The 21862-nt window shown below is 59.7% G+C and carries 19 protein-coding genes; 16 read left to right on the plus strand and 3 right to left on the minus strand.

The window, feature by feature from the left end; genetic code table 11:
* Nucleotides 1–167: 167 nt before the first annotated feature.
* The 5 genes from IB248_RS13135 to IB248_RS13150 all read left to right on the plus strand — a co-directional run bounded on the left by IB248_RS13135 (nucleotide 168) and on the right by IB248_RS13150 (nucleotide 4717).
* A complete protein-coding gene (locus IB248_RS13135; protein ID WP_192241027.1) occupies nucleotides 168–2111 on the plus strand; it encodes a BTAD domain-containing putative transcriptional regulator in 1944 nt (647 codons plus the stop codon).
* Nucleotides 2112–2235: 124 nt separating this feature from the next.
* Nucleotides 2236–2367, plus strand: coding sequence for a hypothetical protein (locus IB248_RS32180; protein WP_007795609.1), 132 nt, complete (start codon nucleotides 2236–2238; stop codon nucleotides 2365–2367).
* Between the two features lie 12 nt (nucleotides 2368–2379).
* Entirely contained in the window at nucleotides 2380–3639 is a 1260-nt protein-coding gene (locus IB248_RS13140) for a YcaO-like family protein (protein WP_192241028.1), read from the plus strand.
* Complete coding sequence (locus tag IB248_RS13145; RefSeq protein WP_062368969.1) at nucleotides 3636–4382, plus strand: TfuA-like protein; 747 nt, start codon at nucleotides 3636–3638, stop codon at nucleotides 4380–4382. Before IB248_RS13140 ends, IB248_RS13145 begins: the two co-directional genes overlap by 4 nt.
* Nucleotides 4383–4447: 65 nt before the next feature.
* Complete coding sequence (locus tag IB248_RS13150; protein ID WP_018858115.1) at nucleotides 4448–4717, plus strand: hypothetical protein; 270 nt, start codon at nucleotides 4448–4450, stop codon at nucleotides 4715–4717.
* Between the two features lie 29 nt (nucleotides 4718–4746).
* Here the strand turns inward: IB248_RS13150 and IB248_RS13155 are convergent, their stop codons facing one another.
* Nucleotides 4747–5142 carry a helix-turn-helix transcriptional regulator gene (locus tag IB248_RS13155; RefSeq protein ID WP_018858114.1) on the minus strand — a complete coding sequence of 132 codons (396 nt, stop codon included), beginning with the start codon at nucleotides 5140–5142 and terminating at the stop codon, nucleotides 4747–4749.
* Between the two features lie 368 nt (nucleotides 5143–5510).
* Between IB248_RS13155 and IB248_RS13160 the strand changes: the two genes are divergently transcribed.
* From IB248_RS13160 to nadC, 4 genes are all read left to right on the plus strand, one after another.
* Nucleotides 5511–6413, plus strand: coding sequence for a hypothetical protein (locus IB248_RS13160; protein ID WP_192241029.1), 903 nt, complete (start codon nucleotides 5511–5513; stop codon nucleotides 6411–6413).
* A 69-nt stretch (nucleotides 6414–6482) separates the two neighbouring features.
* The gene (gene nadA, locus IB248_RS13165; protein ID WP_192241030.1) at nucleotides 6483–7454 is read left to right on the plus strand and encodes a quinolinate synthase NadA; all 972 of its coding nucleotides are present in this window, start codon (nucleotides 6483–6485) and stop codon (nucleotides 7452–7454) included.
* Entirely contained in the window at nucleotides 7451–8989 is a 1539-nt protein-coding gene (locus IB248_RS13170) for an L-aspartate oxidase (protein ID WP_192241031.1), read from the plus strand. Before nadA ends, IB248_RS13170 begins: the two co-directional genes overlap by 4 nt.
* 1 nt (nucleotide 8990) lies before the next feature.
* Nucleotides 8991–9842: a carboxylating nicotinate-nucleotide diphosphorylase gene (gene nadC / locus IB248_RS13175; protein WP_192241032.1), complete on the plus strand. Its 852-nt coding sequence runs from the start codon at nucleotides 8991–8993 to the stop codon at nucleotides 9840–9842.
* A gap of 309 nt (nucleotides 9843–10151) precedes the next feature.
* On the opposite strand, the gene IB248_RS13180 is transcribed toward nadC, so the two are convergent.
* Entirely contained in the window at nucleotides 10152–10970 is an 819-nt protein-coding gene (locus tag IB248_RS13180) for a ferritin family protein (protein WP_192241033.1), read from the minus strand.
* A gap of 141 nt (nucleotides 10971–11111) precedes the next feature.
* On the opposite strand from IB248_RS13180, the gene IB248_RS13185 reads away from it, so the two are divergent.
* The 7 genes from IB248_RS13185 to IB248_RS13215 are packed head-to-tail and all read left to right on the plus strand — an operon-like array spanning nucleotide 11112 to nucleotide 19957.
* On the plus strand, nucleotides 11112–13394 hold the full coding sequence (locus IB248_RS13185) for a NosR/NirI family protein (protein WP_192241034.1): 2283 nt from the start codon (nucleotides 11112–11114) through the stop codon (nucleotides 13392–13394).
* 23 nt (nucleotides 13395–13417) lie between these two features.
* Complete coding sequence (nosZ, locus tag IB248_RS13190; protein ID WP_192241035.1) at nucleotides 13418–15328, plus strand: TAT-dependent nitrous-oxide reductase; 1911 nt, start codon at nucleotides 13418–13420, stop codon at nucleotides 15326–15328.
* A gap of 32 nt (nucleotides 15329–15360) precedes the next feature.
* Nucleotides 15361–16701, plus strand: coding sequence for a nitrous oxide reductase family maturation protein NosD (locus IB248_RS13195; protein ID WP_246779242.1), 1341 nt, complete (start codon nucleotides 15361–15363; stop codon nucleotides 16699–16701).
* Nucleotides 16698–17615, plus strand: coding sequence for an ABC transporter ATP-binding protein (locus IB248_RS13200; protein ID WP_025660615.1), 918 nt, complete (start codon nucleotides 16698–16700; stop codon nucleotides 17613–17615). The genes IB248_RS13195 and IB248_RS13200 overlap by 4 nt, the downstream gene beginning before the upstream one ends.
* Entirely contained in the window at nucleotides 17612–18439 is an 828-nt protein-coding gene (locus IB248_RS13205; protein WP_192241037.1) for an ABC transporter permease, read from the plus strand. The genes IB248_RS13200 and IB248_RS13205 overlap by 4 nt, the downstream gene beginning before the upstream one ends.
* 29 nt (nucleotides 18440–18468) lie before the next feature.
* The gene (locus IB248_RS13210; protein ID WP_192241054.1) at nucleotides 18469–18972 is read left to right on the plus strand and encodes a nitrous oxide reductase accessory protein NosL; all 504 of its coding nucleotides are present in this window, start codon (nucleotides 18469–18471) and stop codon (nucleotides 18970–18972) included.
* Complete coding sequence (locus IB248_RS13215) at nucleotides 18965–19957, plus strand: FAD:protein FMN transferase (RefSeq protein ID WP_192241038.1); 993 nt, start codon at nucleotides 18965–18967, stop codon at nucleotides 19955–19957. Before IB248_RS13210 ends, IB248_RS13215 begins: the two co-directional genes overlap by 8 nt.
* Before the next feature lie 153 nt (nucleotides 19958–20110).
* Here the strand turns inward: IB248_RS13215 and IB248_RS13220 are convergent, their stop codons facing one another.
* Complete coding sequence (locus tag IB248_RS13220; protein WP_192241039.1) at nucleotides 20111–21694, minus strand: Na+/H+ antiporter; 1584 nt, start codon at nucleotides 21692–21694, stop codon at nucleotides 20111–20113.
* Nucleotides 21695–21862: the final 168 nt, after the last annotated feature.

The raw sequence follows: 21862 nt of genomic DNA on the forward strand, positions 1-21862 counted from the left end.
GGCCCGCTGACACCGACTTTGCAGCGGAAGCGTCCTCGCAGGCGCCGCTGCGATCCATCTACCAAAATCACCCGGTGGTTGAAAAGTCCAGCCGGACAAGCATAATCCTTTTGCGTTGTCGGTGTTTGGTCCTATACTCTTGGCGGATCCTCCAATCGCGAGTTGCCGTGACAGGGAAACACAGCCACTTCCTCCGCTTGCTCGGAACGCCTGCGCTTTTTGCAGAGGGGCACGAGATTGCATTGCCGGAGAAGGCCTACGCGTTGCTTGCCCTCCTGGTGAGCGCGCCGCAATATTCCATGGACCGCGAGATCCTGCGCGGCATACTCTGGCAATCGGATCAATCCAAACAGCGTGCCGGCAGCTTGCGCCAGCTACTTGCGCGTATCGATCGCAGCATTCCTGATGACATGCCCCGCCTTGTCAAGACGACCAACAGCCATGTCTCGTTCAACGACGAGGGATGGAATGCTGACGTCCTGGTCTTGACCAATACGGCCGCGCCGTTGCCACGTCCTGCGTGGGATTTGCTTGGCGGCGAGCTCCTCGAGGGGTTCAAGGCGCCGACGATTGAAGCGGAAGAGCGCATCGGTCTGGAGCGACAGCGCATCGCCGGCCGTCGCGAAGCCCATATCATTTCACTGCTTGACACGCCGGAAAAGCGAACCTCTGACGATGTCCTCTTCCTCGCGGGTCTGCTCGTCGAGGCCGACCCTGCGAACGAGGTCGCTTGCCGGGCGCTGATGAAAAGGCACGTTGACGCGGAAGATCTTGCAGCCGCGCGCCAGGCATATTTTCGCTGCCGTAGCGAGCTGAAAACCGAATATGGTGCGGAACCGGATGGCGTGACGCAGGCCCTCGCGCAGGAACTCGGCATCATCGCTCCAGCAATGCTTGCCAGTTCGCCCATGACTGTGCCAGCGATCGCGTCCACCGACCCGGTCGGGCAGCCCCGTGTCCTCATTTTGCCGCCGGATTCGATTTTGTCTGACCCGATGCTGCAGCGTGTGGGGCGAGCCTTGCTGGAGGAGGTAACGATCGGGCTGAGCCAGCAACGTGGCTTCAAGGTTATTGCCGCTCATACCAGTCTGGAAATCGTCAATCGCAATCTTGCGGGCATGGCTGCTCCGCCGCCGCCTGAACTGCGCTTCGACTATACAGTCTATGTCACCATCCATGGCCGTGATGACGACATTTATGCGACCTGCCGATTGACGAAGACTTCAACGGCCGAGGTGCTGTGGGCAATCGACCTGCCGCTCGCCATGCAGAAGGTCAATCACTCCTTCGGGCAGCTTGCGCGGCGTATCGTGATGACGCTTGCCGACACGATCGAGCGCCGCGAGCTCCTGGACATGACGCACGACGTCAACCCGTCGGCGTATCGGTTGTACCTTGAAGGAAAGCGTCTCGTTTCGAAGACGGATCTGCAGCATCTGCGGCAGGCGCGCAAATGGTTCAAATCGGCGCTGGCCCGCCACGACAGATTCTCATCCGCGCACGCCGGAATGGCGCGCGTACTCGGCATGGAGTGGCTGGTGCGCGGGATGAAGGACACGCAATTACTGGAGGACGCCGACCGGTCCGCCTGGCTTGCGCGCGACACCGACCCCAATAGCGGCCGGGCGATGCGTGAGTTGGGCTTTGTCGCTCTTTACCGTCGCCGCTTCAGCGACAGCCTCGATTTCTTCGCGGAAGCGCAGATGCTCAACCCGAATGACGCCGATATCCTCGCCGACCACGCGGATGCGCTTTTGCATGATGGACAGAGTGACAGGGCACTGGAGTTGAGCCTGGCGGCGATCAAGCTCAATCCGCTGCCACCGGATTACTACTACTGGAACCTCGGTGGGATTCACTTCGTCCAGGAAAATTACGCAAAGGCGATCGAGGTTCTCGATCGCGTCAAGGATCGTCCGGCGACCTCGCGCCTCTTGGCCGCAGCTCATGCGAAGAACGGCGACCTCCGGACCGCGTCGCGTTATGCCGCCATTGTCCTCGAAAATTTTCCGGATTTCCGTACGGATGACGTCTGGCAATTCGTGCCGGATCGCAATCCGGAGGACACGCGTCAGCTGATCGACGGTCTTCGCATCGCCGGACTGTCCTGAAGCGCTACAACTTCGGCGTTTTCCCTCTTTTCTGATGAAAATCTCGGTCACGCCGAAATAACGCCCGTTGGTGCATCTTCTCTGTGTCCGCAGCGCAATGCTGTTTCAAACAGGAGATGAAACAATGACGACGACACAGATCAAGCCCGTTGCAGTCCGTCTTTCGGCAGCCGCTCAGGCCGTCCTGAAGCAGGAAGCAGTGCAGCTCGACACGAACGCGACGGCAAATATCGTTCACGCCCTGAAGTTCCGTTGAGGATTGATGCGAATGTCTGTTCAGACCGCACTCGAGCGCCTGGCGCAAGATCTCAGCCTCTCATCGGCCGGCATCAACAGCTATCACGACCGCTCGTTGACGCCTGGGCAGACATTCGCGGCGATCAAGCCGCATTTCAAGGAACTCGGTATTACAAGGGTGGGTCTGCTCACCGCGCTGGATCTCCTTGAGATCCCCGTTGCCTTTGCCACGCGACCGAACAGCTATACGCTTTCCGTCTTCCAGGGAAAGGGCATCGACGAAGAGGCGGCAATGACCTCGGCTGCGATGGAGGCGGTGGAGACGCGTGTTGCCGAGAGCCAGCCCAGCGACCTTGTCATTGCGACCGTCGCCGGCATGAGGGCTGAGCATGCGTCGATGATCGACCTTGATTCGGTGGCCCGTTGTGTCCCTTCGGAGATTGGTTCCGAGCCGATCGCCTGGGGCGAGGGCCTCGATATCATGTCCAACCGTCCGGTCTTCGTTCCCTGGCCACTCGTCGGCCTCGACCATCGGGGCACCCGGCCGTCCGGTTTTGAGCAGTCGAGCGACGGTCTCGCATCCGGAAACCGGCCGGCGGAAGCCGTACTTCACGGTCTTTGTGAACTGGTTGAACGCGACGCATGGGCGCTGACGCAGTTGCGTCCCTATGAACAGCTGCGCGGCGCGCGGATTGATCCGATCGCGTTCGGCGACCCTGTGCTCGATATCATTGTCGATCGCATCCGGCGCGCTGGAATGCGTCTATTGCTGCTCGACATGACGACCGATATTGGCGTTCCGAGCTTTCTGGCAGTTATCATTCCCGGCAATCTCGGCGAGCGCGTGGATGCCCGCTGGACCCATGTTTGCGGGGGATGCGGATGCCATCCTGATCCTGTTCGCGCGGCGCTCCGAGCAATCACCGAGGCCGCTCAGAGCCGACTGACGGCGATTGCCGGCAGTCGTGACGACTTTTCCCCGCGTGTCTATCAGAGGCTCGATGATGGTGGCCCGATGCAAGAGCTCATCAATCTCTGCGACGAAGCCCCGGTTACTCCGAAATTCTCTCTCGAAGCTCCGCAGCGCACCATGCAGGAAAACATCGGCCGCATTCTCGATCGCCTCAGGTCGAGGGGCATCGATCAGGTGGTGGCCGTGCCGCTTTCCCATCCGGGTCTGCCGGTCTCGGTCGTTCGTATGATCGTTCCTGGCCTTGAGGTGGATGTCAGCGGCGAATTCATTCAACTCGGATTGCGGGCCGTGAGCGCCATGCAGGGAGCGATGCAATGAAGGTCATTTTTGGCGGTCCGAGTTTTGGCGCGGACATCGATAGGCTTCGGGTCGAGAATCCGTCGATCCTCTTTCGTGGGCCGGCTGCACGCGGCGACATATTTCAGGCGGTGCGAGATGGAGCGCATGCGATCGGGATTGTTGACGGCTACTTCGGGGAAGTGCCTTCTGTGTGGCACAAGGAAATCCTCTATGGGCTGCAGCACAATGTCATCGTTGTCGGGGGTGCCAGCATGGGCGCGCTTCGCGCAGCCGAATGCGACGCGTTCGGGATGGTTGGGGTCGGCACGATCTACGAGGACTATGCCGAGGGTCGCCTGATCGATGACGAGGCCGTCGCGCTCGTGCATGCGCCAGAAGAGCTCGGCTGGTTGCCGCTTTCGGTTCCGTGGGTGGATTTTCAGCCGACGATCGACGGTCTCTATCGGCAGGGCGCACTTTCGCCTGCCGAGCACAAGATGCTGTTGCTCGCAGGCCGTTCGATCCATTTCTCAGAGCGTACTTATCCCAAGGTCGTCGAAGGCTGCACCCTTTCGGGTGACGGCCGTGCCAAGGAGATCCTGCGGCTGATTCGCGCCGGAAAGGTCGAGCGCAAGCGTCAGGACGCCGAACTCGTCCTGCAATATCTGCTGGAGGTGAGGTTTGCTCCCCAGCCGCGTGACTGGGGCTTCGCCGCCACCTCGCATTGGGAACTTTTGCGGGCGGAGGTCACAGGTGCTGTCACGCCTGTAACGCCCAAGTAACGCCGGACCTGAATGATGGATATCGCTGAAGCCCGGAAGGCTCATCATTGGAGAAGGCAGTGACAATGAACATTCTGACGCGGGACGAGGGAACGGGTAGCGAGTACGCGAGAATCTTCCGGTTGCTCTCGGCGGCAAAGGATGAGGCCCAGAAGCTCAAGCTGAACAATCTGATGCACTTGACCAACATGGCTCTTCTTCAGGTGGTCATCGACTGGGACGGGATTGACCCCGAACGGGAGCTCGACGTCAACCTCGAAAAGCTGATCGGCACCAAGACGCAGGTCGCAATGAAGGATGCCAGCGAGAATCTAGTGCTTCTCGACTGCCACTGACGGACCGGGGTGACGTTGGGACTGCGCCTTTACTCGCCGTCGTCCAGCTGTTCCATGCCGGCAATTGCCTGTACGAGCTTTACGATCTTCTTGCGAACATGCTCGTTCTTGATCGACAGGAAAGCGGCATTGAGCAGCACGCCGTCGCGGGAAACAACGAATTCCTCGCTGGGCGTTGGATTATCGTTGGCCGAGTTGGGGTTGACGTCCTCGAAGAAAGATCGGACGTCGACATCGAGGGCACCGGCAATTTCGACCAGCATGCTCGCGGAAACGCGGTTTGATCCCTTTTCATATTTCTGGATCTGCTGGAAGGTGACGCCGACCCGATCACCAAGTTCGGTCTGCGATACTTTACGCATCAGACGCTTTATGCGGATTGTCTTCCCGACGTGAACATCAACTGCATGGGGACCTTCCTTCATCGCTCTCTCCTTCCAACGCCGGTTGTTACGCGACTATTCTGCCAGCAATCAACCTAACGGAGATAATTGAACGGATCAATTGCGTTGATGTGTTTTTTATCCCGCATAGAGAGCCGATGGGCAACATATTGGATATTCGGCTTTCGGCCCGATTTGCGAGGGGTTTAAATCGCAAATTTCTGTCACGGGGAGCAGCAACCACAGGTCGTGCGCAGCCGGCCGTTTTAAGTTGACGGATTCCTTCGCGTCGAGTAGCGGCAATCCTGTGTGCTGGCGAGCCTTTCCGCCTCCAAACTCCCGAGCGCTTTCGCGTCGCGATGTGGTATGCCACTGATAGATCAGTCGATACAGATGGATTCGTAGCTGCCGTGACGATCGGGTTTGCTCATGCCGAATTGATAGCCGTACTGGTTGCGGTAACGGGTGGCGAACCGCGTGTCATGACGATCCGATCCGGTGATGCACTGCCGTCCGGTCCGTTCGAAATGGGACATCGCACACTGCAAAGCGGTCTGCGTGAATGGGTTCAGGAGCAGACGGGCCATCCGGTCGGCTATCTGGAACAGCTCTACACCTTCGCCGACCGCGACCGAAACAACGAAATCCTGGGCGGCCGGACGATTTCGATCAGCTACCTCGGCCTCGTGCATGAGCAAGCGACGCCAGGCGGCGGCCGACCCGGCTGGCAGGGCTGGTATGGCTATTTTCCGTGGGAAGACTGGCGCACCGGGCGACCGGCGGTCCTCGACCACCTGGTCGACTGCCTTATGGCGTGGGCCGAGCGTGATCCGTCCCGTCGTGAGGATCGGATCCGCCGGGCAAATTTCGCCTTTGGGCTCGGCGAGGCCTCATGGAACGAGGATCTTGTATTGCAGCGTTACGAGCTCCTCTATGAAGCGGGCGTTGTGAACGAGTCGGGCTGCGCGGCCGAGACCAATCCGGGCCGGGCAATGTTCGCGGACCATCGGCGTATCCTTGCGACAGGCATTGCGAGATTGCGTGCGAAGATCAAATATCGCCCGGTGGTTTTCGAGCTGATGCCGGTGAGCTTTACGCTGCTGCAGCTGCAGCGAAGTGTCGAAGCGCTTGCCGGGCTGACGCTGCACAAGCAGAATTTCCGCCGGCTGATCGAGCAGCAGGAACTTGTCGAGGAAACCGGCGAGACGACGAGCGAAACGGGCGGACGCCCCGCAAAGCTTTTCCGTTATCGCCATGCTGTCCTGGAAGAACGCGCGCTCGCCGGATCAAAGCTGCCAATCTCCCGCAATTGACATATGCTCATAACGAGAATATCTATGCGCTCTAGATATGCTCTGATTGAGTATAAATAGGAGCCGGCCATGAACCACAGCGTTTCAGCATCATCGCTCTACGAGCGCGTTCGTCGCGTCATCCCCAAGGCGGAGTGGATGTCGTTCGAAGATGACGTCGAGGCGATCCTTGAGCTGAAGCGGCGGCGAAACGCCGTCATTCTTGCGCATAACTATCAAACGCCGGAAATCTTCCACGGGGTTGCCGATATCGTCGGCGACAGCTTGGCGCTGGCGCGCAAGGCAATTGACGTCGAGGCGGATATCATCGTGCTTGCCGGCGTGCATTTCATGGCCGAAACGGCCAAGCTCCTCAATCCCGACAAGACGGTGCTCATCCCGGATATGGGGGCCGGTTGCTCGCTGGCGGATTCGATCACGCCCGAGGATGTGGCGCTTCTACGCCAAGCCCACCCCGGCGTGCCTATTATTACCTATGTGAACACCTCGGCGGCCGTGAAGGCGGCATCGGACATTTGCTGCACATCGGGAAATGCCAGGCAGGTTGTCGAGTCGCTCGGCGTGCCGCGCGTGCTGATGATTCCAGACGAGTATCTCGCCCGAAACGTCGCCCGCGAAACGTCGGTCGAGGTGCTTGCCTGGCATGGTCACTGTGAGGTCCATGAACTGTTCACGGCGGATGATGTCAGGCAGCTTCGTGAGAATTATCCCGGGGTGACGGTGCTGGCGCATCCAGAATGTCCTCCGGATGTCGTTGCCGAGGCGGATTTTGCCGGGTCGACGGCAGTGATGTCGGATTTTGTCGGGCAGCAGCGTCCGGCCCGTGTCGTGCTCCTCACTGAATGCTCGATGAGCGACAACGTCGCCGTGCACCATCCTGATGTTGAGTTCATCCGCCCCTGCAACCTTTGCCCGCACATGAAACGGATCACGCTCGCCAACATCCGCGCTGCACTCGAGGAAAACCGCCACGAGGTCACCGTCGACCCTAAAGTTGCCGTTTCTGCAAGGCGTGCGGTCGAGCGGATGCTTGCGATATGACCGCGCTTCTCGGGTCATTGAGCGGGCAGGTCGTCGTCGTGGGAAGCGGGCTCGCCGGTATGATGACGGCGCTGACGCTGGCGCCGCAGCCGGTTGTGCTCATTACCCGCGGCGCCATTGGTGCGCAGACCTCGAGCGCCTGGGCGCAAGGGGGGATTGCCGCAAGCCTTGGCGAGAATGACAGCACCGAGTTGCATCTGTCCGATACACTTGCTGCCGGCGACGGCCTGTGCGACCTGCAAGCCGCATCCGAGATCATCGAAGAGGGGCCGGCCGTCATCGCCGCCCTGGAGCGCGCCGGCGTTGCTTTTGATCAGGACAGTCAGGGTCGCCTGGTCCTTGGCCTTGAGGCGGCACATTCGCGTCGACGCATCGTGCATGTATCCGGGGATGGGTCGGGTGCTGCGATCATCGCCGCACTGGTGCAGGCAATCGCCAACACGCCCTCGATTACCACGCTCGATGCAACCGAGGTGCGCTCGCTTTTGAGCCATGACGGATCTGTCACCGGTGTGGTCATCAGCCGGGGAGGGCAAACCGCTGCCATCATGACCAACCGGGTGGTGTTGGCCACAGGTGGGATCGGCGGACTCTACGATGCCACGACCAATCCCATTTGCAATTTCGGCCAGGGGATCGCGCTGGCGGCAAGGGCGGGGGCCAGGCTTGCCGATATGGAATTCGTGCAGTTTCACCCGACCGGCCTTGACTCTGCGCGACGGCCCTTGGCGCTTGTCAGCGAGGCCGTGCGCGGCGAAGGAGCTGTTCTCGTCAACGACAGGGGGGAGCGCTTCATGACCGGTTTCGACGGCGCCGAGCTTGCTCCGCGCGACGTCGTTGCGCGCGCCATCAGCGACGAGCTCTCGATGGGGCGGCGTGTCTTTCTCGACGCCCGTGCTGCGCTCGGCAATCGCTTTGCCTCCCGCTTTCCAACGATCCATGCACTCTGTCAGGACGCCGGAATCGACCCGGCAATCGATCTCATTCCAGTGCGCCCCGCCGTCCACTACCACATGGGCGGTGTTGCGACCGGTTTGACGGGGCGCAGTTCGCTCCCCGGTCTTTGGGTCATCGGCGAAGCCGCCTCGACCGGACTGCACGGCGCCAATCGTCTGGCCAGCAATTCGCTGCTCGAGGCGGCAGCCCTTGGTATTCGGGCCGCCCGTGATATTGGAGCGACATTGCCCGGCACCGTTCGGTCGGCGCCGGCAGTCTCAGCCGGGCCAGCACCGGATGCGTCTGCGGTGCGCGCGATCGTGTCGCGTCATCTCGGCGTGCTGCGCAATGTCGGGGCTCTCCAGGGTGCGATCGCCACCCTGCTGCCGCTCGCGGAATCCGACGGACCCGCTGCTGACCCGGCGATCGTTGCATTGACAATTGCCGTCTTCGCAATGCTGCGCAAGGAAAGCCGCGGAGCGCATGCCCGCACCGATTTTCCGCTGAAGCTGCCTGTCGCCGAACGCCGCTTCATGACATTTGCCGATGTGCTCGATGTCGCACATGCCGCCACCCATTCTTTCGCCCGGAGTGCCTGATATGTCCCTTGCCCCGTTGCCGCGCCTTATTATCGAACCGATGCTGCGCACTGCCCTCGTTGAGGATCTCGGGCTTGCCGGCGACATTACCTCCGCGGCGGTCATCCCCGCCGATCATCGCTCGTCTCTGGTTATGGTGGCGCGGCAGCCCGGTGTCGTCGCCGGCCTGGATGCGGCTGAACTCGCCTTCCAGCTGGTCGAGCCAACGATCACCATGGCCCGTTATATGGAGGATGGATCCCCGGTCAGGCCCGGTGACATCATCGCGGAGATCACTGGACCGTCGCGTGGGTTGCTGACGGGGGAGCGCACGGCGCTGAACTTTCTTGGACATCTGTCCGGCATTGCGACGGTGACGGCAAGCTTGGTTGAGGCGGTCAGGGGCACGAAGGCGTCGATTGCCTGCACCCGCAAGACGACACCTGGGCTGCGGGCCCTGGAAAAATACGCGGTGCGCGCCGGCGGGGGCATGAACCATCGGTTTGCGCTTAATGATGCCGTCCTGATCAAGGACAATCACGTGGCGATTGCCGGCGGCGTGGTCGAGGCGATCCGTCGTGCCCGCGCGGGCGTTGGGCACATGGTCAAGATCGAGGTCGAAGTGGATACGCTCGAGCAGCTCGGTGAAGCGATGCGAGAGGGTGTTGATGCGGTCTTGCTCGACAATATGACGCCGGCGCAGCTGCGCGAAGCCGTCGCAATCGTCGATGGTCGCGCGATCACCGAAGCCTCGGGAAGGGTAACGCTTGCAACCGTTGCCGCGGTCGCCGCCTCAGGCGTCGACCTCATCTCTGTTGGCTGGTGTACGCACAGCGCGCCGACGCTGGATATCGGGCTCGACGTGCAAGGCTGACCGATATCGTTGGCAAATTCGTCGCGTGTCACGATTTCTGCGGCGCGCCACGAAGACCGAAAGACCTGCTTGAGACGGCTCGGAGTTTCCCGTCGTGTGTCCAGGCGCGATATTCGATTTCAGAGATGAGCGTTGGCTGCGCCGACACGAGGTTCTTTCCTCGACCTGAATAGTCGAAGGATGCGCGCTTCCTTTTGAAGCGATCGAGCATCCTGCGGAGGTGTTCGGCGTTCCTTTCGGCGAGCAGGCAGGCTGGAAGCCCTTAGGAGTTCTTCGACCCTTGCCTGTTCATCCTTGAAAATATCGGCATCATTGTCGCAACAATGCCAAGGTCGCGACGAGCTGACCCGCGTAAAGCTGAGCGAGGTTACGGGTCTGCTCATCCCTGGATCGCTCCGCCTCGCCGAGATAAAAATCAAGAAGCAGTTCTGCTAGCGCAGTGGGTGGGATATCTGCCACCCCCACCGAGTTCTCAAACTTCAATATGCGTCCCCCGAAGGCTGCAACGCGCTGCGCCCAGCCATTCTGTCGCAGTGTCGTCGGCTCTCGCGAGGGCGGATGATCATTTCGAACGAGTGTTCGAAGGTGAGCGTCAAGTCTGGTTTCAAGTTCGCGCAGGAGGATCGTTTCAGTCTGCGCGTGCTTCTGAAGATGGAAGGCCAAACGCCGTTCGCGGCGTAGAACAGTGACGTGCCCGAGCTCTTCGCGCGCCATACGTTCCGCCGCCTCGGCAATCTCCTGCGTTGGCGCGTGGGCCGAAACATACGTCCAGAAGAGGAAGGCCCGTTCCTCGTTTCGCACAGCGACCGAAAAGGCCCGATAGGCCGAAAGCAGCGCGGGGTCCGTGAGGTTCATACCTTCATCGTCAAAGACGTCCTCCGGTTCGGTGCCCGCAGCGACGCTGGCCATTCCCATTTGACCTGACCAATCCTCTACGGAAGCGAGATGGCCGCGTTCCTCTGCAGCCAGTCGTTCGAACACGGCAACCAGGTCGGGCTTTCGCGATCGACGCATATGGTCAGCCAGCGTCTCGTAGCCAGCAATGGCTTCAGTCTCCATAGCCTTCGCCGTTGCCAGCAACTCCGGCATCGAACGGATGGTCATCGGTTCTCTTGGCAATTCTGTCATGGTTCGCTCCTGAGACGCGCCGTCTTGCGGAAACGGTTATCAGAAGGAAAGATTTTCCCGTTTGATACATGTCAAAGAGGGGCTGCTGCGTCGCGACTACACCTTTCACCGTAAACCGCCAACGTGGGTGTACGGGAAAGAATGCTTTTGAAATCGAGACCTTGGCTGCAAGCCTGCTTGCAAGCGCTACTCGTGCTTGCTGCAATCTGGTTTTCTGCCGTTGCTTGCAGCGCCGCTGATCAGCTTGCGACTTACATCCAAAAGGTAGAGCCCTCGGAACTTTTCCAGGGAGCGGACAGCTTTGGCCCGCCGCAGGGAGAGCCTCCGATCGCCCCGGTGTTCCGCGGGAGCGAGGTTCTCGGTTACGCATACCTGAACTCGGACTTCACGGCGTCCGCCGGCTATTCCGGAAAGCCAATCCACATCGTGGTTGGCATTGCGGCCAATGGCGTCATTCGCGGTATCAAGCTCGTCGATCACAAGGAACCGATCGTCCTCATTGGCATTCCGCAGGCCCGTGTCGTCGCGGCATTGAATTCGATCATCGGCAAAGATCTCGGACGTGTCGCCGCTGGCCTCGATCGTCCTCCGCAGGTCGACATCGTCAGCGGTGCGACAGTGACCGTCTTGGTCATGGGGGATAGCGTAGTCCGCTCGGCCGTGAAGCTTATTCGTGCCCATCGGCTCGACAGTCAGCAGCAAACCGCTGGAGCGTCGGTCGCAACGGAAGTTAAGCGTGTCGACGAGGCAAAGGTAGGCACGCAGGATTGGGAAACGCTCCTTGGAGACGGATCGATCCGCAGCCTGCGGCTGACAGTGGGTGAGGTCTCGGAGGCATTCCGCACATCGAATAAGGACGCGGCTGCCGCAAGACCGGAAGCGACGCCCGAAACCGAACGATTCATTGATCTCTACGTTGCTCCGGTCAGCGTTCCAGTCATTGGCCGCAGCCTGCTCGGGGACACCCTTTACGAACGGCTTCGCAAGCAACTGCAGCCGGATCAGGCAGCAATCCTCGTTGCCGGCGACGGTGCTTACTCTTTCAAGGGGTCAGGATATGTGCGCGGCGGGATCTTCGATCGGATCGAACTCCTTCAAGACGGGCAAGGCGTCAGATTCCACGACCACGACCATACCCGCATCCCAGCGCTCGCAGCAGCCGGCGCGCCCCGACTGAGGGAAATCGCCCTCTTCGCCGTTCCCAAGGATTTCACCTTCGATGTAACCGAACCCTTTGAGCTGCAGCTCCTGGTACAGCGCGCCGGCGAGGGCACACAGAAGGCCGTGCTACCCTATAACCTCGGCTACTCGCTCCCCACGCCCTATGTGAAGGTCGAGAAAGCAAGCCAGACGCCTGCTGCCGCCCCGGTCTCCACAGCGCCGCGCGTGCCGCAGCCAGAAGCAACCGTCGACGAGGGCGAAGCTCCGCTCTGGATATCGATATGGCAGGGGAGCCGCGTCAAGATCGCGATAACGATCGGTGCGCTTTTGACGTTGACGGCAATCTTCTTCTTTCAGGACTGGCTTGTCCGCCGGCCGAAACTGTTTGCCTACGTCCGGAACGGCTATCTGTTATTTACCCTTGTTTGGCTGGGGTGGTTTGCCAACGCGCAGCTTTCGGTCGTCAATGTTTTCACCTTTGCCAATGCTCTCGTGACGGGGTTCAATTGGCAGTTCTTCCTGGCAGCCCCGCTCATTTTCCTGCTCTGGGCAGCGGTTGCGGCGGCGCTCTTGTTCTGGGGCCGCGGACCCTTCTGCGGGTGGCTTTGCCCGTTCGGTGCACTGCAGGAGCTTACCAGTAACGTCGCCAAGAAGCTCAAGGTGCCGCAGGTCAAGCTGCCGTGGGGTCTGCACGAGCGTCTCTGGCCATTGAAGTACATCATTTTCCTCGGTCTCTTCGGCCTTTCCTTCTATTCGATGGCTCTTGCCGAGACGTTCTCCGAGGTAGAGCCCTTCAAGACTGCGATCATCCTGAAGTTTGCACGCCAGTGGCCGTTCGTGCTGTTCGCGGTCACACTTCTGGTCGCCGGACTCTTCATCGAGCGCTTTTACTGCCGTTACCTGTGCCCGCTGGGCGCAGCACTCGCCATTCCTGGGCGGATCAGGATGTTCGAGTGGCTGAAGCGTTGGCCTGAATGCGGCTCGCCGTGCCAGCGTTGCGCGAAGGAATGCCCGGTTCAGGCCATTCATCCCGAAGGTCAGATCAATGTGAACGAGTGCATCTACTGCATGCACTGCCAGGAGCTGTACCAGGACGACCACCGCTGCCCGCACATGATCCAGGTGCGCCTCAAGCGCGAGAAGTTCATGGCGCTGTCGACACCTGAATCCAGAGGAGAGGTCACCACCAAGAAGAGGGTCGAGGTTACCTACAAGGGTAGTCCAATCAAGAAAGCAGATTCCGCGTCGGATCAGCCGGCGTGAACATACCCACCAAGGAGACGCAAATGACAACTCAAGAAAAGCATCCATTGTTCAACAGACGGCAACTTTTGGGGACGACTGCATTCGCGGCGGCAGCCGGCGCGGCCGGGGTCGGTGGCGCTCTGACGCTTTCCGGAGCCACGGCTACGGCGGCGCGCGCGGAAGGCTTGAACCATGAGGTCAAGCCTGGTGAACTCGACGAATACTACGTGTTCGTGTCCGGAGGGCAATCGGGCGAAATCAGAGTGGTTGGTCTCCCATCCATGAGAGAACTCATGCGTATCCCGGTTTACAACCGCTGCAGCGCGACCGGCTGGGGTCTTACCAACGAAAGCCGCAAGGTACTCACGGACGGTCTGCTTCCTCAAACGCGCGAATTCTTGTCCACTCGCGGCGGTGTCTACCACAACGGCGATCTGCACCATCCGCATCCCTCCTTTACCGACGGGACCTACGATGGGCGCTACCTGTTTGCCAACGATAAGGCAAACACGCGCGTCTGCAGAATCCGTCTGGACGTCATGAAGTGCGACAAGATCATCGAACTTCCGAACCAGCACACGGTCCACGGACTTCGTGTGCAGAAGTACCCGAAGACCGGATATGTGTTCTGCAACGGCGAAGATCGCGTTCCGATCCCGAATGACGGCAAGATTCTCGACGATACCAAGCAGTACCATGCTGTCTTCACAGCCGTCGACGGCGAAACAATGAAGGTTGCCTGGCAGCTCATCGTCGATGGCAATCTCGACAATGTCGATGCCGACTATCAGGGGAAGTACTGCTTTGCGACCTGCTACAACTCCGAAGAAGGTGTCAATCTTCCGGAGATGATGGCAAAGGACCAGGACTGGGTCGTTGTCTTCAATCTCAAGAGGATCGAAGATGCCGTCGCGCGGGGCGACTTCAAGGAGATCGGCGGCGTTCCCGTTCTCGACGGCCGCCATGGCTCCGCCTACACGCGTTACATCCCGGTTTCGAACAGCCCGCATGGCATGAACACGGCTCCGGACGGAATACATGTCGTCGCCAACGGAAAGCTGTCTCCTACCGTCACCGTATTCGACGTTCGCAAGTTCGATGACCTGTTCGAGGACAAGATTCAACCGCGCGACACGGTCGTCGCCGAGCCTCAGCTTGGCCTCGGGCCGCTCCATACGGCCTATGACGGGCGCGGCAATGCCTACACCACCCTGTTCATCGACAGCCAGATCTGCAAGTGGAATATTGAAGACGCTATCCGCGCCTTTAAGGGCGAGAAGGTCGACCCGATCCGTCAGAAGCTCGACGTTCAATATCAGCCGGGTCACAACCACACATCGATGGGCCAGACCAAAGACGCGGACGGAAAGTGGCTCATTTCGCTGAACAAGTTCTCGAAGGATCGCTATCTTAACGTCGGCCCCCTGAAGCCGGAGAACGATCAGTTGATCGACATTTCCGGCGACAAGATGGTTCTCGTTCACGACAATCCCACCTTTGCCGAACCACACGACGCGACCATCGTTCATTCGTCGAAGATCAATCCCGTAAGTGTCTGGAAAAGGGACGACGTCTTCTTCGCCGATGCAGTCGCTCAGGCCAAGAAGGACAACATCGACCTCCTTTCGGACTCCCAAGTTATCCGGGATGGAAACAAGGTGCGGGTCTATATGACGTCGGCGGCCCCGGCGTTTGGCCTTGAATCATTCAATGTCAGGCAGGGCGACGAGGTGACCGTCTACGTTACCAATATCGATGACGTGGAGGATCTTACTCACGGCTTCTCTATCGTAAACTACGGTATCCAGATGGAGGTCGCGCCGCAGGCGACCGCGTCGGTGACCTTCACCGCCGATAAGCCAGGCGTCTATTGGTACTATTGCTCGTGGTTCTGCCATGCGATGCATATGGAGATGCAGGGTCGCATGCTCGTTGAACCAAAGGCAGCATGATGCCGCCGCTTGGCAAAATAGCACTCCTCGGAATGGCGGTCGCAACGACCGCCATTCCGGCCCATGTTCGCGCCGCAGAATTCCAGCTTGCGGCGACGGATGCCGCAACCGTTCAACGTGTCCTTGATGCCGCCGCAGATGGAGACATCGTACGGCTGTCCCCTGGCCGGTATGCCGGACCATTGACTGTCAGCAGGCAGATCGTGCTGGAAGGCCAGTCTGGCGCGGCCGTCGTGGGAAATGGCAAGGGAAGCGTGATCACGATCACGGCGCCAGGAGCTGTCGTGCGAGGTCTTGAGATTGAAGGATCCGGCTCTGATCTGTCTGCGCTCGATTCCGGGGTGTTTGTAAGCCAGAGCGCTGACCATGCGGTGGTCGAAGACAACACGATCAAGGGAAACCTGAACGGTGTCTATTTGCACGGTGCCGCCGGTTCCGTCGCACAACGCAACCGGATCATCGGAATGGCGTCGGGTCGGATGAGCGAGGCCGGCAACGGCGTCTCACTGTGGAACGCCCCGGGGGCAATGATCGTGGACAATGACATTAGCCTCGGCAAGGACGGCATCTCGACGAACGCGAGCAAACGCAACGTCTTCAAGGGAAACCGTTTCCGCGACCTGCGGTTCGCCATCCACTACATGTACACCAACGACAGCGAAATCAGCGACAACGTCTCAGTGGGCAACCTGGTCGGCTATGCCATCATGTTTTCGAACCATCTGAAGATCACCGGAAATGTCTCCGATGGCGACCGGGATCACGGATTGCTCCTCAACTTTGCCAACGGCTCGACCATAAGGCAAAACAGGGTCACCGGCCGCCTCCAGCCATCAGATCGATGGCTGTTGGGTGGAACAAGGGCTGACGCCAGCGACATGCCTGGCATCGAGACGCGACTTGCCGAAGGGCAGGGGACGCAGCTCGGACCGGAGAAGTGCGTGTTCATTTACAACGCAAACCGGAATGTCCTTGAAGACAACGTGTTTGAGAACTGTGCGATCGGCATACATTTTACAGCCGGCTCCGAAGGAAACGCCATTGCCGGCAACGCGTTCGTAGGCAATCGGAATCAGGTAAAGTACGTCGGGTCGCGATACCTCGATTGGTCGAAGAATGGTCGAGGTAACTACTGGAGTGACAATCCCGCGTTCGATCTCGATGGCGACGGGATAGCAGACAGTCCCTATCGCCCCAATGACATCATCGACACCGTTCTTTGGACAGCCCCGCAAGCCAAGGTTTTGACCACAAGTCCCGCGGTTCAGATCATCCGATGGGCGCAGTCCCAATTCCCTTCGCTCCTGCCGGGCGGCGTGATTGACAGCAAGCCCCTGATGGGGCCGCCCGTACCCTTGGAGAATGCACGATGACGGCGACAATTTCTCTCGAACACGTTTCGAAATTTTATGGCGATACCGCCGCGATCAACGATGTTTCGTTTTCCCTTGGCGAGGGAGAGCTGGTTGCACTTGTCGGTCACAATGGAGCCGGCAAGACGACGTTGATCAAAGCGATCCTGGGGCTTCTTCGACCGACCGACGGAAAGGTGCGCGTCCTTGGCGAGGACCCGGTTTCCGGGAACCTGATCGTGCGCAGGGAGGTCGGATATCTCCCCGAGAGTGTCACTTTCCATCTGGCGCTCACTGGACGTGAGGTTCTGTCGTTCTATGCGAAGCTGAAGCGCGTGCCGGCGGATCGATGGCGAAATCTCTTCGATCAGGTCGGCCTGGCGCAGAACGCTGCCGACAGGACGGTAAGAACCTATTCGAAGGGAATGCGCCAACGATTGGGCCTGGCACAGGCACTTCTCGGAGAGCCACGCCTTCTCCTGCTGGACGAACCCACCAGTGGATTGGATCCAGCGCTACGACGCAGTTTCTACGATCTCATCCTCGACTTCCAGAAGAAGGGAACGACCGTACTTCTCTCCTCCCACGCGCTGAGCGAGCTTGAGGAACGGGCCGAACGCGTCGTTATCATCAACGGCGGTAACAAGATCGCCGACGGAACGCTTGACGAACTGCGACGGATCGCGTGCCTGCCGACCCAGATCCGGTTCAAGCCGAGCAGCGAGTCCGCTGCTCACTCGTGGTTTGACGGGCCGGTGCGATGGACCGAGCGCAAGGATAAATTTCTGGAAGCCAGTGTCGACCATAGCGAGAAGATCGCGGTTCTGTCGGCTGTAACATCCGATCCGGCTGCACTGACCAGCATGACTGTCATCGAGCCGACACTCGATGACGTCTATGCGCATTTCCTCCAACGACAGGGAAGAAAGCCGTGAACAATATCGTGATCATTGCCCGAAAGGAGATCCAGGAGGGGTTGAGAAACCGCTGGGTCATCGCGGTGACCTTGCTACTTGCGTCGCTGGCGCTGACGCTTTCGTTTCTGGGCAGTGCGCCGACCGGCAATGTCGGCGCGGGCCGTTTGGATATCGTCATCGTCAGTCTTGCCAGTCTCACGATCTTTCTTGTTCCCCTCATTGCCTTGCTGCTTTCGCACGATGCGATCGTTGGAGAACTGGAGCGTGGAACACTTCTCCTGCTTCTGAGCTATCCGGTAGCACGTAGCCAGATTGTGTTCGGAAAATTCCTGGCGCACATACTCATACTCTCGTTCGCCACTCTGTTGGGCTACGGCGCGGCGGGTCTGGCGCTCGTTGTCGCCGGGACGCCGACCACTGCGGACAGTTGGACGGCGTTCGGCGCCATGATTGGATCCTCGATCCTGCTTGGATCGGTCTTCACCGCTATCGGATATCTCGTCAGCGCGACTGTCGGCCAGAGGAGCACGGCCGGGGGCATCGCCTTGGGAGTATGGCTGTTTTTCGTCATCATCTACGACATGGGTTTGCTGGGTGCGATCGTGTCGACGAAGGGCGTTGGATTTTCGCCGGGGCTGCTAAGCATACTTCTGATGGCCAATCCGACCGATGCCTACCGTCTGCTCAACCTGGGATCGGAAACGGCCGGCTCTGTCTCGGCACTGTCCGGTCTCGCAGCGAGTTCGAAGCTGTCTCCGACCGTCCTGATGGCATCCTTGGCCTTATGGGTTGCCGTCCCTCTATCGTTGGCCATGCTTCGTTTTTCCAGGAGAGAACTTTGAACCGCTCGTTCGCAATATCAGTCGTCCTTATGGCATCTCTGTTAAGCGCTTGCGAGAAGGCCGAGACCATCGTGCCTCCTCCGTTGGAGCTTACCTCCGATGCCGTGGATCATTTCTGCGGCATGAACGTGCTGGAGCATGCGGGGCCGAAAGGACAGGTTCTCCTAAAAAATGGCGGAAAGCCGGTCTGGTTCAGTTCGTCGCGTGATGCAGTTGCATTTACCCGGCTTCCGGAAGAACCAAAGGACATTGCTGCAATCTACGTATCGGACATGAGCCACGCTACCAGTTGGGAAGCGCCGGGAAGTCAAAACTGGGTTGAAGCCGATCGCGCATTCTTCGTTGTGGGCAGCAAGGTTCACGGCGGGATGGGCGCACCGGAAACCGTTCCTTTCTCCGTTCGGGCAGACGCCGAAGAGTTTGCGCAAAAGAACGGCGGCAGAGTTTCGATCCTCGGGGAAATCAAGGATCAGGATGTTCTCGGAACGTCTACCAGCGCACCCGCGAGCACGGAGATTGAATCCAATGGTTAGGGCCATAACCAGGCGACGTGCCATAGGAATTATCGCAGCGGCAGCCGGACTTCCGCTGCTTTACTCCAGCTCCGCCGCGAAAGCCGATGCGCCGGTCGTCGTCTGGACCGGTCAAGCACTCGGAGCGCGGGCCAAGCTGGTCCTGCATCACGGCAATATGGCGAAGGCTCGGCGGTTAATAGATGAGATCGTTCTTGAAGTTGCTCGGCTAGAAGGAATTTTCAGTCTGTATCGGGACGATTCGATCCTCGCGGAACTCAATCGGGTAGGTGGGGTTGCCGTGTCTTCGCCAGAGATGGTGTCCTTGCTCGACCAGTGTCTGCGGGTCTGGGAAAGGACCGGCGGGTTGTTCGATCCTACCGTGCAGCCGGTATGGGAGGTGTATCGCGATCACTTTGCATCGGCGCATGGAGATGAATTCGGGCCCAGCCAGACCAAGCTGAACAGGGCTCTCGGCAAGGTCGGCTTCGAAGCCGTAAGGTATGGCTCGGACCGCATCGCCTTCGCCGAGCGGGGAATGGCGATGACCCTGAATGGCGTTGCCCAGGGGTTCATTACCGATCGAGTAGCCTATATGTTACGGAACGAAGGCTTCGACAGTTGTCTTGTGAACATGGGTGAGGAACGGGCGGTCGGCGCACAATCGGATGGAACGCCATGGCATGTCGGGTTGGCCACAACCGAAGACAGCCTGGATCCCGATGCGGTGCTGTCCATCGTAAATCGGGCGGTCGCCACGTCCAGCCCGACTGGCTTCGTCTTCGACGAAGACGGCAAGTTCGGGCACATCCTCCACCCAAAAACGGGCAGCGCGCCGATGGCCTATCGGAGAGTAACCGTTATCGCTGATGACGCGACCACGGCAGATGCGTTGTCGACAGCATTTAACCTCATGGACGTGAATTCAATAAGATCCGTATTGAAGGACTGGCCCGGAGCCTCTGCCGACCTGGTCGAACCAACTGGCGAAAGACACCGGATCTAGGCGCTAGATTCATGGCGGGTCCGCCAGCCCTGGCATTGGTCAAACCTGGTCGAGTAGCGTGAGAACGTCGCCGAACGTCATGTGGGCCAACCGTTTGCTGCAGGAGGATTGTCCTTCAAGGCGCAGCGAGATTTAGGTCATGATCCGCGACAGCTAGGACTTGGCGGAAAGCGCGCTCAATTCTTCGAGATCGAGGTCTCGTTCCAGTTCGTGCAGCGTTTCGTCATCGATATCACCGGCGCGGTGAAGACGGATCAGTTCACGGCGTCCGGTGGCGATCGCCGCCAGAACGACATCGAAATGGGCATGGAGCAGAACGTCGTGGTGTTCCGTTTTCTGGATATAGTCGACGATCACCTTGGCCCTGAGTTGATAGCGCTCCAGCAGACGAGGATGGATGAGATTGCCTTCCGTGTCGTAGGCCCTGTCCTTTACGGTCGCCAATTGCGCCTGAGCCATGGCGGCTTCGGCCTGGCTCAGGTTGAGGCGCGCCTTTTCCGACTCCGGCTCGATCAGCTTTGCCCATTCGATCAGGCGCCCCAGCGTCGTGCCCTGGACCAGTACGGTCCCGACAATGACGGCGAACGACGTCACCAAAATGAAATCGCGGCCGGGAAAGCCTTCGGGCACGCTCAGCGCCAGGGCAAGTGTAACCACACCGCGAACGCCCGCCCAGCTCAGAACGACTGAAGCGCGCCCGCCAAGCGGCGCGTATCGCCTAAGGCCCAAGACATTGCAGAATTCGACCACAAGGTTTGATCCAAACACCCAAGCGAAGCGCGCAAGCGTAAGTGCGACCAGGACCACGAGCATCGGCAATCCCATGGTGGCGATCACGACGCCGAAGCCACCGCCACGTTCGACCACGCCCCGCAAGGATGACCCGATCAGCATGAAAACCGAGGCTTCCATCAGAAAGATCATCACAGTCCAGAACGAGGTGCCGCGCATGCGCGCCGAGGCCGAAAAGACGGTATGCTGATACCAGCCCGCGATCAGGCCCGTCGTCACGGTGGCGATGACGCCGGAAACATGGATCATTTCGCCGAGCATATAGGACATCCAGGCGAGCAGGGTCGTGGCCGCTATGATCAGGTATTCGTCGTTCAGGCGGCGGACAAACACCACCCATACCGTCCCGATGGCTATGCCGACGGCGGCGCCGCCGAGCGCCAGCAGGAAGAAACTTCCCATCGCCTCGGCCGTGCTGAAGGCACCCGTGACGCCGGCGGCGATGGCAAACCGGAACAGCACCAAACCGCTTGCATCATTGAGCAGGCTCTCGCCCTCGAGCAGGATTTGAAGGCGGCGTGGCAGCTTGACCCGTTGCAGCACGGCGCGAGCGGAGATCGCATCGGGTGGTGACACGATCGCCCCGAGAACTGCGCAGGCCGCCCATGGCAAGGAAGGAAAGAGGAAGTGGACCGCGACTGCCACGACGGCGCAGGTGAAAAATACCGCGCCGACGGCAAGCGAAGCAATGCCGATCATGTGGCGGCGCAGCCGGCCGAGAGCGATGAACCAGGCACCGTCCATCAACAGTGGTGGCAGGAAGATGACGAGTACCAGATCGGGATCAATGGCAATGGCTGGCAGACCCGGCAAAAAGGCAAGCAGCGCACCCCCGGCGAGCAGCGCTACGGAGGGCGGCAAGCCAAACCGGTGAGCAGCGTAATGCAACGCGATGATCGCCAAGAACATCACGATCACCAGCTCGAACAGGTGAGTTGGGTCCATTAAGCGCTGCCTGATTTTCCGCCCGATGGTCTATTACAATGCGCGTTTGCTCGAAATGCAATCGCCCGGGCATGCCTGTTTCATCCGGCACGCCAAGGCTCCACTGGATTCTGCGTTGCCACGGGAGGAACCGTGAAGCATATGGATAGGGCAAATGGGCACGCGCCG

The sequence above is a fragment of the Rhizobium sp. RHZ01 genome (genome assembly GCF_014851595.1).
Taxonomy (GTDB): Bacteria; Pseudomonadota; Alphaproteobacteria; order Rhizobiales; family Rhizobiaceae; genus Rhizobium; species Rhizobium altiplani.

Coding starts and splice junctions, on each gene's coding strand:
- IB248_RS13170 (WP_192241031.1), top strand. CDS start 7,451: ATGACCGCGCTTCTCGGGTCATTGAGCGGGCAGGTCGTCGTCGTGGGA.
- IB248_RS13145 (WP_062368969.1), top strand. CDS start 3,636: ATGAAGGTCATTTTTGGCGGTCCGAGTTTTGGCGCGGACATCGATAGG.
- nadA (WP_192241030.1), top strand. CDS start 6,483: ATGAACCACAGCGTTTCAGCATCATCGCTCTACGAGCGCGTTCGTCGC.
- IB248_RS13215 (WP_192241038.1), top strand. CDS start 18,965: ATGGTTAGGGCCATAACCAGGCGACGTGCCATAGGAATTATCGCAGCG.
- IB248_RS13210 (WP_192241054.1), top strand. CDS start 18,469: ATGGCATCTCTGTTAAGCGCTTGCGAGAAGGCCGAGACCATCGTGCCT.
- IB248_RS13155 (WP_018858114.1), bottom strand. CDS start 5,142: ATGAAGGAAGGTCCCCATGCAGTTGATGTTCACGTCGGGAAGACAATC.
- IB248_RS32180 (WP_007795609.1), top strand. CDS start 2,236: ATGACGACGACACAGATCAAGCCCGTTGCAGTCCGTCTTTCGGCAGCC.
- IB248_RS13195 (WP_246779242.1), top strand. CDS start 15,361: ATGGCGGTCGCAACGACCGCCATTCCGGCCCATGTTCGCGCCGCAGAA.
- IB248_RS13140 (WP_192241028.1), top strand. CDS start 2,380: ATGTCTGTTCAGACCGCACTCGAGCGCCTGGCGCAAGATCTCAGCCTC.
- IB248_RS13150 (WP_018858115.1), top strand. CDS start 4,448: ATGAACATTCTGACGCGGGACGAGGGAACGGGTAGCGAGTACGCGAGA.
- nosZ (WP_192241035.1), top strand. CDS start 13,418: ATGACAACTCAAGAAAAGCATCCATTGTTCAACAGACGGCAACTTTTG.
- IB248_RS13220 (WP_192241039.1), bottom strand. CDS start 21,694: ATGGACCCAACTCACCTGTTCGAGCTGGTGATCGTGATGTTCTTGGCG.
- nadC (WP_192241032.1), top strand. CDS start 8,991: ATGTCCCTTGCCCCGTTGCCGCGCCTTATTATCGAACCGATGCTGCGC.
- IB248_RS13180 (WP_192241033.1), bottom strand. CDS start 10,970: ATGACAGAATTGCCAAGAGAACCGATGACCATCCGTTCGATGCCGGAG.
- IB248_RS13200 (WP_025660615.1), top strand. CDS start 16,698: ATGACGGCGACAATTTCTCTCGAACACGTTTCGAAATTTTATGGCGAT.
- IB248_RS13185 (WP_192241034.1), top strand. CDS start 11,112: ATGCTTTTGAAATCGAGACCTTGGCTGCAAGCCTGCTTGCAAGCGCTA.